Source organism: Pseudorhodobacter sp. W20_MBD10_FR17 (assembly GCF_052119765.1).
In the GTDB taxonomy this organism is placed as follows: Bacteria; Pseudomonadota; Alphaproteobacteria; order Rhodobacterales; family Rhodobacteraceae; genus Pseudorhodobacter.
Genome location: NZ_JBGQOQ010000020.1, coordinates 1 through 12989, shown reverse-complemented (window position 1 = coordinate 12989; position 12989 = coordinate 1). Strand labels below are relative to the sequence as shown.

Annotated in this window: 6 protein-coding genes; all 6 read left to right on the top strand. The window is 54.6% G+C overall.

Annotated elements, in window-relative coordinates:
- The first annotated feature begins 90 nt into the window (after positions 1-90).
- The 6 genes from rpoB to fusA all read left to right on the top strand — a co-directional run bounded on the left by rpoB (position 91) and on the right by fusA (position 12830).
- Positions 91-4224, top strand: coding sequence for a DNA-directed RNA polymerase subunit beta (gene rpoB, locus ACEN2J_RS13635; RefSeq protein WP_442106650.1), 4134 nt, complete (start codon positions 91-93; stop codon positions 4222-4224).
- Between the two features lie 74 nt (positions 4225-4298).
- Entirely contained in the window at positions 4299-8510 is a 4212-nt protein-coding gene (rpoC, locus tag ACEN2J_RS13630) for a DNA-directed RNA polymerase subunit beta' (protein WP_442106649.1), read from the top strand.
- Between the two features lie 143 nt (positions 8511-8653).
- Entirely contained in the window at positions 8654-9574 is a 921-nt protein-coding gene (locus ACEN2J_RS13625; RefSeq protein ID WP_442106648.1) for a DMT family transporter, read from the top strand.
- 269 nt (positions 9575-9843) lie between these two features.
- The gene (gene rpsL / locus ACEN2J_RS13620; RefSeq protein WP_022705589.1) at positions 9844-10215 is read left to right on the top strand and encodes a 30S ribosomal protein S12; all 372 of its coding nucleotides are present in this window, start codon (positions 9844-9846) and stop codon (positions 10213-10215) included.
- A gap of 11 nt (positions 10216-10226) precedes the next feature.
- Positions 10227-10697, top strand: a complete 471-nt coding sequence (gene rpsG / locus ACEN2J_RS13615) for a 30S ribosomal protein S7 (RefSeq protein ID WP_442106647.1) — start codon at positions 10227-10229, stop codon at positions 10695-10697.
- Between the two features lie 12 nt (positions 10698-10709).
- Positions 10710-12830, top strand: coding sequence for an elongation factor G (gene fusA, locus ACEN2J_RS13610; RefSeq protein WP_442106645.1), 2121 nt, complete (start codon positions 10710-10712; stop codon positions 12828-12830).
- The last annotated feature ends 159 nt before the right edge of the window (positions 12831-12989 follow it).

The window sequence follows — 12989 nt, the reverse complement described above, 5'->3', positions numbered from 1 at the left end:
TAGAACCGATAACCCCTCTATCGCCAAGCGGCGTATGCTCGTAGCCCGACGAGCCTGCGCCGGCGAAAACGATGAAAGGTGACTATGAGCATGGCTCAGAGCTACGTAGGTCAAAAGCGAATCCGCCGCTACTTTGGTAAAATCCGTGAAGTCTTGGAGATGCCGAACCTGATTGAGGTTCAGAAATCTTCCTATGACTTGTTCCTGAAATCGGGCGAGGGCCCGAAGCCCACCGATGGTGATGGCATTCAGGGGGTTTTCCAATCGGTGTTTCCGATAAAAGATTTCAATGAAACGGCCATTTTGGAGTTCGTGAAATACGAACTTGAAAAGCCGAAATATGATGTCGACGAGTGCCAGTCGCGCGACATGACTTACGCAGCACCGCTTAAGGTGACACTGCGTTTGATCGTGTTTGATGTCGATGAAGATACAGGCGCACGGTCGGTTAAAGACATTAAAGAGCAAGACGTGTTCATGGGCGATATGCCCTTGATGACGCATAACGGTACCTTCGTTGTCAACGGCACCGAGCGCGTTATCGTAAGTCAGATGCACCGTTCGCCGGGCGTGTTTTTCGACCATGACAAAGGCAAGACGCATTCCAGCGGCAAGCTGCTGTTTGCCTGCCGGATTATCCCCTATCGCGGGTCTTGGTTGGACTTTGAGTTTGACGCAAAAGACATTGTGTTCGCCCGTATTGACCGCCGCCGGAAACTTCCGGTGACCACGCTTTTGTATGCGCTTGGCATGGGTCAAGAGCAGATCATGGACGCGTATTACAACACGGTCAGCTACAAGTATGACAAAAACAAGGGTTGGGTCACCAAGTTCTTCCCAGAGCGTGTGCGCGGCACCCGTCCGACCTTTGATATCGTAGATGCGGCGACCGGCGAAGTGCTGTGCAAAGCTGGCGAAAAAATGACGCCGCGGATGGTCAAAAAGATCATCGACGAAGGCAAGGTAAAAGAGCTTCTGCTGCCCTTTGACCAGATCCTTGGTAAATATGTGGCTAAGGATATCATCAACGAAGACACCGGCGAGATTTGGGTCGAAGCCGGCGACGAGTTGACGATGGATTACGACAAGGACGGCGAAGTGAAGGGCGGAAGCCTGAAGGTTCTGCTGGACCAGGGCATTACCGATCTGCCAATCCTTGACATCGATAACGTCAACGTTGGCCCCTATATTCGCAACACGATGGCGGCTGATAAAAACATGGGCCGCGATACCGCGCTTATGGATATCTACCGTGTGATGCGCCCTGGCGAGCCACCGACCGTTGAAGCGGCAAGCCAGCTGTTCGACACGTTGTTCTTTGATAGCGAGCGTTACGACCTTTCGGCCGTTGGTCGCGTTAAAATGAACATGCGTTTGAACTTGGGCAAGCCCGACACCCAGCGCACGCTGGACCGTGATGATATCGTGGCTTGTATTAAAGCCTTGGTTGATCTGCGGGATGGCCGTGGCGACATCGACGATATTGACCACCTGGGCAACCGTCGGGTGCGTTCCGTTGGCGAGCTGATGGAAAACCAGTACCGTGTTGGCCTGTTGCGGATGGAACGTGCGATCAAAGAGCGGATGTCTTCCGTTGAGATCGACACGATCATGCCGCAAGACCTGATCAACGCCAAGCCAGCCGCTGCTGCGGTGCGCGAATTCTTCGGCTCTTCGCAGCTGTCGCAGTTTATGGACCAAACCAACCCGTTGTCGGAAGTGACGCACAAGCGCCGCCTTTCGGCTCTTGGGCCAGGCGGTTTGACACGTGAGCGTGCGGGCTTTGAAGTGCGCGACGTTCACTCGACCCACTATGGCCGGATGTGCCCGATTGAAACACCAGAAGGTCAGAACATTGGTCTGATCAACTCGCTCGCCACGTTTGCGCGGGTGAACAAGTATGGGTTCATCGAGACTCCGTATCGTAAGGTTATCGACGGCAAAGTTACCGACGACGTGGTTTACATGTCGGCAACCGAAGAAATGCGCCACACTGTAGCGCAGGCCAACGCGACTTTGGATGAGAACGGCAAGTTTGTGAACGACCTCGTGTCGACCCGCAAATCCGGCGACTACATCCTTAGCCCGTCCGAGACTGTTGACCTGATCGACGTGTCGCCAAAGCAGCTGGTATCGGTTGCGGCGTCCTTGATTCCTTTCCTTGAAAACGACGATGCTAACCGTGCGTTGATGGGTTCGAACATGATGCGTCAGGCTGTGCCTTTGGTACGGTCAGATGCGCCTTATGTTGGTACGGGTATCGAAGGTATCGTTGCACGCGACTCTGGTGCTGCGATCATGGCACGCCGTGCGGGTATCATCGACCAAGTCGATGCGTCCCGTATCGTTGTGCGTGCGACCGAGCTGATGGAACCGGGTGAGCCGGGCGTTGATATTTACCGTTTGCGTAAGTTCAAGCGTTCGAACCAGTCGTCCTGCATCAACCAGCGTCCGCTGGTAAAGGTTGGCGACACGGTTACGCGTGACGAAGTGATTGCCGATGGTCCTTGCACCGATATGGGTGAATTGGCTGTTGGCCGGAACGTGATCGTCGCGTTTATGCCTTGGAACGGTTACAACTACGAAGACTCGATCCTGATTTCCGAGCGTATTCTGAAAGACGACGTATTCACCTCGATTCACATTGACGAATACGAAGTCGCGGCACGCGATACAAAGCTGGGGCCAGAGGAAATTACCCGCGACATTCCGAACGTTGGCGAAGAAGCCCTGCGCAATCTGGATGAAGCCGGTATCGTCTACATCGGTGCCGAAGTTCAGCCGGGTGACATTCTGGTGGGTAAGATCACGCCAAAAGGCGAAAGCCCGATGACGCCAGAAGAAAAACTGCTGCGCGCCATCTTTGGTGAAAAGGCCTCGGACGTTCGTGATACGTCGTTGCGTCTTCCACCGGGTGCCTTTGGTACGATCGTTGAAGTGCGTGTGTTCAACCGTCACGGTGTGGACAAAGACGAGCGTGCTTTGCAGATCGAGCGTGAAGAAGTTGAGCGTCTGGCGCGCGACCGTGATGACGAATTGGTCATCTTGGAGCGTAACATCTATGCGCGCCTGAAGGTCCTGATCATGGGCAAAACCGCAGTTAAGGGGCCAAAAGGCATCCGCGCTGGGTCGACCATTGATGAGGAACTGTTGGGCACGTTGAGCCGTGGTCAGTGGTGGCAACTTGCGCTGGGTGAAGAAGCCGAAGCAAAAGACGTCGAAGCGCTGCACGACCAGTTTGAAGCACAACGCCGTGCCTTGGACCACCGTTTCGACGACAAGGTCGAAAAGGTACGTCGTGGCGATGACTTGCCTCCGGGCGTGATGAAGATGGTCAAAGTCTTTGTGGCGGTTAAGCGTAAGCTGCAACCGGGCGACAAAATGGCTGGTCGTCACGGCAACAAAGGTGTTGTTTCGCGCGTTGTTCCTATGGAAGACATGCCGTTCCTTGCTGATGGGACGACCGTGGATATCTGTTTGAACCCGTTGGGCGTGCCATCGCGGATGAACGTTGGTCAGATTCTGGAAACCCACATGGGTTGGGCCGCGCGCGGCTTTGGGATCAAGATTGACGAAGCTTTGTCCGAGTATCGCCGGTCGGGGGATATGACCCCTGTTCGTGATGCTGTGCGTTTGGCTTATGGCGATGAGACCTATGAAGCGGCGTTTGCTGGTCAGGATGAGGAGTCGTTCCTCGAACTGGCAGGCAATGTGACCGGCGGTGTGCCGATTGCTACGCCCGTTTTTGACGGTGCCAAAGAGGCGGATATCAACGATGCGTTGAAACGGGCAGGGTTCGCAGAATCCGGTCAGTCGATCGTGTTTGATGGCCGCTCGGGTGAGCAGTTTGCGCGCCCTGTTACCGTTGGCGTCAAGTACTTGCTGAAGCTGCACCACCTTGTGGATGACAAGCTGCACGCACGTTCGACCGGCCCATACTCGCTTGTGACCCAGCAGCCGCTGGGTGGTAAGGCGCAGTTTGGTGGTCAGCGTCTTGGGGAGATGGAGGTCTGGGCACTGGAGGCCTATGGCGCTGCATATACCTTGCAAGAGATGCTGACTGTTAAGTCGGATGACGTGGCGGGCCGGACGAAAATGTACGAAAGCATTGTGAAGGGTGAAGATAACTTTGAGGCCGGCGTGCCTGAAAGCTTCAACGTTCTGGTGAAGGAAGTACGTGGCCTCGGCCTGAATATGGAACTCCTGGACGCGGAAGAAGAATGACGCAGTCGGGGTGCGCAAATAACTGCGCACCCTACCGCCAACTCTTCCCACGCCCCCAATTCTAAGGATTGAAAATGAACCAGGAACTCTCAACCAACCCGTTTAACCCGGTTGCTCCGGTCAAAACCTTTGATGAGATCAAGATCTCTTTGGCATCGCCAGAGCGGATTCTGAGCTGGTCTTACGGTGAGATCAAAAAGCCGGAAACCATCAACTACCGGACGTTCAAGCCTGAGCGTGACGGTCTGTTCTGCGCGCGTATCTTTGGCCCGATCAAAGATTATGAATGCCTGTGCGGCAAATATAAGCGCATGAAATATCGCGGCGTTGTCTGCGAAAAGTGTGGCGTTGAAGTCACGCTGCAAAAGGTCCGCCGTGAGCGGATGGGCCACATCGAACTCGCAGCCCCGGTTGCGCATATTTGGTTCCTTAAGTCTCTGCCAAGCCGTATTGGTTTGATGCTTGATACCACGTTGCGTGATCTGGAACGTATTCTGTACTTCGAAAACTACGTGGTGATTGAGCCGGGTCTGACCGATCTGACCTATGGCCAGTTGATGACCGAAGAAGAATTCCTCGACGCGCAAGACCTTTACGGCGCTGACGCTTTCACCGCCAACATCGGCGCCGAGGCTATTCGTGAAATGTTGGCGGCGATCGACCTTGAGGCGACCGCTGACCAGTTGCGCGAAGAGCTGAAAGAAGCCACTGGCGAGCTGAAGCCGAAAAAGATCATCAAGCGTTTGAAGATCGTCGAAAGCTTCCTAGAGTCGGGTAACCGGCCTGAGTGGATGGTTTTGACCGTTCTTCCAGTGATCCCACCAGAACTGCGCCCGCTGGTGCCGCTCGATGGTGGCCGCTTTGCGACCTCGGATCTGAACGATCTGTATCGCCGCGTTATCAACCGCAACAACCGTTTGAAGCGTCTGATTGAGCTGCGTGCGCCTGATATTATCGTGCGCAACGAAAAGCGGATGTTGCAGGAATCGGTTGATGCGCTGTTTGACAACGGCCGTCGTGGCCGCGTGATCACGGGCACCAACAAGCGCCCGCTGAAATCGCTGTCGGACATGCTGAAAGGTAAGCAAGGTCGCTTCCGTCAGAACCTTTTGGGTAAGCGCGTCGACTTCTCGGGTCGTTCGGTTATTGTGACCGGCCCAGAGCTGAAGTTGCACCAGTGCGGCTTGCCGAAAAAGATGGCGTTGGAACTGTTCAAGCCGTTCATCTATTCGCGTCTTGAGGCCAAAGGGCTTTCCTCGACTGTTAAGCAGGCGAAGAAGCTGGTCGAAAAAGAACGTCCCGAAGTTTGGGATATCTTGGACGAGGTTATCCGCGAACATCCGGTACTGTTGAACCGCGCGCCGACCTTGCACCGTTTGGGCATCCAAGCGTTTGAACCGATCTTGATCGAAGGTAAGGCTATTCAGCTGCACCCGCTGGTTTGTTCGGCGTTTAACGCTGACTTTGACGGTGACCAAATGGCCGTTCACGTTCCGCTTTCGTTGGAAGCGCAGCTTGAAGCCCGCGTTTTGATGATGTCGACGAACAACGTGTTGTCGCCTGCAAACGGCGCGCCGATTATCGTTCCATCGCAGGATATGGTTCTTGGTCTGTACTATACGACCATGGAGCGTAAAGGCATGGTTGGCGAAGGCATGGCCTTTGCTGATGTCACCGAAGTTGAGCATGCTTTGGCGGCGGGTGCTGTGCACTTGCATGCTAAAATCCAAGCGCGGATCAAGCAAATCGACGAAGAAGGCAACGAAGTGTGGAAGCGTTTTGAAACGACCCCCGGTCGTTTGCGCCTTGGTAACCTGCTGCCGTTGAACACCAAAGCACCGTTCGATCTTGTGAACCGTTTGCTGCGGAAAAAAGACGTACAGAACGTTATCGACATGGTTTACCGCTATTGCGGTCAAAAAGAGTCGGTTATTTTCTGTGATCAGATCATGACCATGGGCTTCCGTGAGGCGTTCAAGGCCGGTATTTCGTTTGGTAAAGACGACATGCTGATTCCTGAAACCAAGTGGCCAATCGTCAATGATGTTCGCGATCAGGTTAAGGAATTCGAACAACAGTATATGGACGGTCTGATCACTCAGGGCGAGAAGTATAACAAAGTTGTCGATGCTTGGTCGAAGTGTTCGGATAAGGTTGCGGCAGACATGATGGCGTCGATTTCGGCGGTTCATTATGATGACGCTGGTGCTGAAATGGAGCCGAACTCGGTTTACATGATGTCGCACTCTGGTGCGCGTGGTTCGCCTGCGCAGATGAAGCAGTTGGGCGGGATGCGCGGTCTGATGGCCAAGCCAAACGGCGAGATCATCGAGACACCGATTATCTCGAACTTTAAAGAAGGTCTGACCGTGTTGGAGTACTTCAACTCTACCCACGGTGCCCGTAAGGGCCTTGCGGATACGGCTTTGAAAACAGCGAACTCGGGTTATCTGACCCGTCGTTTGGTGGACGTTGCCCAAGATTGCATCATTCGTGCGCATGATTGTGGAACCGAAAACAGCATCACCGCGTCTGCGGCTGTGAACGACGGCGAGGTTGTCTCTTCGTTGGCGGAACGTGTGCTGGGCCGTGTGGCTGCCGAGGATATCCTTGTACCGGGTCAGGACGAGGTTATCGTGGCAAAGGGCGAGTTGATCGACGAACGCAAGGCTGATCTGGTAGATCAGGCCGGTGTTGCGTCGGCACGGATCCGCAGCCCGCTGACATGTGAGGCCGAAGAGGGCGTTTGCGCCCAGTGCTACGGCCGTGACCTTGCACGCGGTACATTGGTGAACCAAGGTGAAGCTGTCGGCATTATCGCCGCGCAGTCGATCGGTGAACCGGGTACACAGCTGACGATGCGGACGTTCCACATCGGCGGTATTGCGCAGGGTGGTCAGCAGTCCTTCTTGGAAGCAAGCCAAGAGGGTAAGGTTGAGTTCCGCAACGCAAGCCTGTTGGAAAATGCCAATGGTGAGCAGGTCGTTATGGGCCGCGCGATGCAAATCGCGATCATCGATGAGGCAGGCCAAGAGCGCGCGTCGCACAAGGTTTCCTATGGTGCGAAAGTTCACGTCAAAGACGGCCAAGCGGTTAAACGCGGTGCCAAGCTGTTCGAATGGGATCCCTACACCTTGCCGATCATTGCCGAAAAGGCAGGGGTTGCACGGTTCGTGGATCTGATCTCGGGCATCTCGGTCCGTGAAGATACCGATGAAGCCACTGGCATGACGCAGCGGATCGTTTCCGACTGGCGGTCTGCGCCGAAAGGCAACGACTTGAAGCCAGAAGTGATCCTGATGGACGCTGACGGCGAGCCTTTGCGCAATGACGCTGGGAACCCGATTTCCTATCCAATGTCGGTTGACGCGATTTTGTCGGTCGAAGACGGTCAGGACATCAAGCCAGGCGACGTTGTTGCGCGTATTCCGCGTGAAGGCGCCAAGACCAAGGACATCACTGGGGGTCTTCCTCGGGTGGCGGAATTGTTCGAGGCCCGTCGTCCAAAAGACAACGCGATTATCGCGGAATCTGATGGTTACGTGCGGTTCGGAAAAGACTATAAAAACAAGCGTCGTATCACGCTTGAGCCTTTGGACGACTCGTTGCAGCCTCTGGAATACATGGTGCCGAAGGGCAAACACATTCCGGTTCAGGAAGGTGATTTCGTTCAAAAGGGCGATTACATCATGGACGGTAACCCGGCCCCGCACGATATCTTGCGGATCTTGGGTGTCGAGGCGCTTGCCAACTATATGATCGACGAAGTGCAGGACGTTTATCGTCTGCAAGGCGTTAAGATCAACGACAAGCATATCGAAGTGATCGTGCGTCAGATGCTGCAAAAGTTCGAGGTTCTTGACTCGGGCCAGACCACGCTTCTGAAAGGCGAAAACGTCGATAAAACCGAGTTGGACGAAGCAAACGCCAAGGCGCATAAGTTGGGTGTTCGCCCTGCTACGGCTGAGCCGATCCTTTTGGGGATTACCAAAGCCAGCTTGCAGACGCGCAGCTTTATCTCGGCGGCGTCGTTCCAGGAAACCACGCGGGTTCTGACCGAGGCTTCGGTGCAGGGCAAGCGCGACAAGCTGGTCGGTCTGAAAGAGAACGTCATCGTTGGTCGCCTGATCCCAGCCGGGACGGGTGGTGCGACAAGCCGTGTGAAGCGGATTGCAGCAGAGCGCGACCAAAAGGTTGTGGATGTTCGCCGGTCGGATGCTGAACAAGCAGCCGCTCTGGCCGCACCTGAACCGGTTGCAGCCCCAATGGACACCAGCGGCGAATAATCGCGTCGTTCGTTGAAAATTTGGCCCCTCGCAGGAAACTGCGGGGGGCTTTTGCTTTGTGAGGGATACAAAGTTTTGCGGCACGGGGGCTTGATCAATCCTGCCAAAACCGTGACGCATGTATGGTAGGGCAGGGGGCGCGTATGACCATTTCGAACAATTCACGCGGAATTTTGTACATGGTTGTGGCCATGGCAACCTTTACCCTGAACGATACATTTATAAAGCTTGCCACCGAGACGGTACCCTTGTCCGAGGCGATAGCGGTGCGGGGAATGTTAACGGTTTTGGGGCTTTTGGCCGTGGCGCGGGTGATGGGGGTAAAGGATTTCAACCTTGCCGCCGCCGATCGCAAACTGTTGGGATGGCGCACCTTTGGCGAGGTCGGGGGGACAATCACCTTTTTGTTGGCGCTGCGGCAAATGCCCTTGGCCAATATCTCAGCGATTTTGCAGTCTTTGCCTTTGGCGGTAACCTTGGGGGCGGCATTATTGCTAAAGGAACCCGTGGGCTGGCGGCGGATGACGGCGATTTTAGTCGGGTTCTGCGGGGTGATGATGATCGTTAAACCCGGCACCGAAGGGTTTAACATTTGGTCGGTTCTGGCGCTGGTTTCGGTTGGCTTTGTGGTGATCCGTGATCTGTCGACGCGGCAGTTTTCGTCAAACATTCCCTCGGTCGTGATAGCGCTATTCTCGGCCGTTGCGGTAACGATTATGGGTTTTTCCGGGTTGGCATTGGAAAGCTGGCGCGGATTGACGGTGGCCGAGATGCTGATGCTGACGACGGCTGCAGGGGCCTTGATTGTCGGATATATGTTTATTGTGATGGCAATGCGGGTTGGGGATGTGGCGATCATAGCGCCGTTTCGCTATACGTCTTTGGTAGTGGCGATTTTCTTGGGCTGGTTGGCGTTTGATACTTTGCCCGGTCCATGGACTGTGGCCGGTGCCGTGGTGGTTGTTGCGACGGGCCTTTACACCTATCTCCGCGAGCATCAGCTGCAACGCCGGATCGCCGCGAGCAAATCTTCGCTGACGGGTACGGCCACACCGGATCGCTAGGGGGCAAGCGGGTGTGTTGACAATCTCTGCGACTCCCCCTATACGCCAGCCACCTAAGGTATGTTTCGGCATGTCAAAAGGTCTCAAAGACTAAAGTGGTCATGATCCGGTCCGTAAGGTCCCGATCCTCTGGAATTCCACCGCACCGTTACCCGCAAGGGCAACGACTGCGGTTTTGGTGTTTTGTGAAGGCACAAGATGCCGTCGAGAAGCAGTGTGCCGGAAGTCGACCGGTACGAGTATTGACAGTTGCAACACGAGGAACGTGAATGCCAACGATCCAACAGCTTATCCGTAAGCCGCGCGAACCGCGCGTCAAGCGGTCCAAGTCACAGCACTTGGAATCCTGCCCACAAAAACGCGGCGTATGTACGCGCGTTTACACAACCACACCGAAAAAGCCTAACTCGGCTATGCGTAAAGTCGCAAAAGTGCGTCTTACCAACAGCTTCGAGGTTATCTGCTATATTCCAGGTGAAAAGCACAACCTTCAAGAACACTCTGTTGTTCTGATCCGCGGCGGTCGTATCAAAGACCTTCCGGGTGTCCGTTACCACATTCTGCGCGGTGTGTTGGATACCCAAGGTGTTAAAGATCGTCGTCAGCGTCGTTCGAAATACGGCGCGAAGCGTCCGAAGTGAGGAATTAAAACATGTCACGTCGTCACGCCGCTGAAAAACGCGAGATTCTACCCGACGCCAAATATGGCGATAAAGTTCTGACAAAGTTCATGAACAACCTGATGATCGACGGCAAGAAATCTGTCGCCGAATCCATCGTATACAACGCGCTGACCCGCGTTGAAGAGCGCCTGAAGCGCGCCCCGATCGAGTGCTTCCATGAAGCGCTGGAAAACGTGAAGCCATCCGTAGAAGTACGGTCGCGTCGCGTTGGTGGTGCTACCTATCAGGTGCCAGTTGAAGTGCGCGTAGAGCGCCGCGAAGCGCTTGCTATCCGTTGGTTGATCATTGCTGCGCGCAAGCGCAACGAGAACACCATGGAAGAGCGCCTTGCCGCCGAGCTTTCGGATGCTGTTAACAACCGTGGTACGGCTGTTAAAAAGCGCGAAGATACCCATAAAATGGCCGATGCTAACAAAGCATTCAGCCATTACCGCTGGTAAAGGGGCCGAACCATGGCACGCGATTACCACCTTAATCACTACCGTAACTTCGGGATCATTGCTCATATCGATGCGGGTAAAACCACGACGACTGAGCGGATTCTGTATTACACAGGCAAGTCCCATAAAATCGGCGAAGTCCATGACGGCGCCGCGACTATGGACTGGATGGAGCAGGAGCAGGAGCGCGGGATTACGATCACGTCTGCTGCAACGACCACATTCTGGCAGCGTACAATCGATTCCGACAACGTCTCCAAAGACGACCGGTATCGTTTCAACATCATCGACACCCCCGGCCACGTTGACTTCACTATTGAAGTAGAGCGTTCGTTGGCGGTTTTGGATGGTGCTGTCGTTCTGTTGGACGGCAATGCTGGCGTTGAGCCGCAAACCGAAACCGTTTGGCGTCAAGCTGATCGCTACAAGGTTCCGCGGATTGTATTCGTCAACAAAATGGATAAGACCGGTGCTGACTTCTTCAACTGCGTGAAGATGATTAAGGACCGTACTGGTGCGAACGCCTTGCCAATCGCTTTGCCGATTGGTGCGGAAGACAAGCTGGAAGGCATCATCGACTTGGTGACCATGGAAGAATGGGTCTACCTGGGCGAGGACCTTGGCGCGTCATGGGAGCGTCGGCCGATCCGTGCAGAGCTTCAGGACCAAGCTAACGAATGGCGTATGAATCTGCTTGAGACAGTAGTCGAGCAAGACGATGCTGCTATGGAAGCCTATCTTGAGGGCAATGAGCCGAGCGTTGACGCTCTGCGTGCGCTGATCCGTAAAGGTACGCTCAAAATTGACTTCATCCCGGTTATGGCTGGTTCGGCGTTCAAGAACAAAGGCGTTCAGCCACTGCTCAACGCTGTGATCGACTATCTGCCAAACCCGCTGGACGTGCCGCCTTACATGGGCTTTACACCGGGTGACGAGACAGAAACGCGTAACATCGCCCGTTCGGCAGATGATGAGCAACCCTTCTCGGCGCTGGCATTCAAGATCATGAACGACCCCTTCGTGGGTTCTTTGACGTTTACTCGGATTTATTCGGGCAAACTGGCCAAAGGCGATGCGATGATGAATGCGACCAAGCAGCGTAAAGAACGCGTTGGTCGTATGATGATGATGCATGCCATCGAACGTGAAGAGATCACTGAAGCGTTTGCTGGTGACATCATCGCGCTTGGCGGTCTGAAAGAAACCACGACCGGTGACACGCTTTGCGATCCGGGACACCCAGTTGTTTTGGAAACCATGACCTTCCCGGTCCCGGTAATCGAAATTGCGGTTGAACCAAAGACCAAAGCTGACCAAGAAAAGATGGGCATCGCTTTGGCCCGTCTTGCAGCCGAAGATCCCTCGTTCCGGGTGGAAACTGACATCGAAAGCGGTCAGACCATCATGAAGGGCATGGGCGAACTTCACCTCGATATTCTCGTTGACCGTATGCGTCGCGAGTTCAAAGTTGAGGCGAATATTGGTGCACCACAGGTGGCTTACCGTGAGACCATCTCGCGCGAGCATGAGATCGACTACACGCACAAAAAGCAGTCCGGTGGTACCGGTCAGTTTGCGCGTATCAAGATGATCATTATGCCAACAGAGCCGGGCGAAGGTTATTCGTTCGAGTCACGCGTTGTTGGCGGTAACGTTCCGAAGGAATACATCCCCGGCGTTGAAAAAGGCATCAAGTCTGTTATGGACTCGGGCCCGCTGGCAGGCTTCCCGGTTATCGACTTCAAAGTCGCGCTGATCGACGGTGCTTACCACGATGTTGACTCTTCGGTTCTGGCTTTCGAAATCGCCGCTCGTGCAGCAATGCGTGAAGGTCTGAAGAAAGCTGGCGCGAAGCTGCTTGAGCCCGTCATGAAGGTCGAAGTTGTCACCCCAGAAGAATATACGGGTGGCGTCATCGGTGATCTGACATCGCGTCGGGGTATGGTTACTGGGCAAGACAGCCGCGGCAACGCCAACGTGATTTCTGCGATGGTGCCGTTGGCTAACATGTTCGGCTACATCAACACGCTACGGTCTATGACATCAGGCCGGGCGACATTTGCTATGTCGTTTGACCACTATGACACTGTTCCGCAGAATATCTCGGACGAGATCCAAAAGAAATACGCTTAATTGGTGCGGCGGGGGTAACCCCGCCCTCCATTCTATAGGGTGTGCTTTGGCGCACCGCACCTATCCAAATCAGGAGGCCACCATGGCTAAGGCAAAGTTTGAACGTAACAAACCGCACGTAAACATCGGCACGATTGGTCACGTTGACCACGGCAAAAC

Coding starts and splice junctions, on each gene's coding strand:
- rpoB (WP_442106650.1), top strand. CDS start 91: ATGGCTCAGAGCTACGTAGGTCAAAAGCGAATCCGCCGCTACTTTGGT.
- rpoC (WP_442106649.1), top strand. CDS start 4,299: ATGAACCAGGAACTCTCAACCAACCCGTTTAACCCGGTTGCTCCGGTC.
- ACEN2J_RS13625 (WP_442106648.1), top strand. CDS start 8,654: ATGACCATTTCGAACAATTCACGCGGAATTTTGTACATGGTTGTGGCC.
- rpsL (WP_022705589.1), top strand. CDS start 9,844: ATGCCAACGATCCAACAGCTTATCCGTAAGCCGCGCGAACCGCGCGTC.
- rpsG (WP_442106647.1), top strand. CDS start 10,227: ATGTCACGTCGTCACGCCGCTGAAAAACGCGAGATTCTACCCGACGCC.
- fusA (WP_442106645.1), top strand. CDS start 10,710: ATGGCACGCGATTACCACCTTAATCACTACCGTAACTTCGGGATCATT.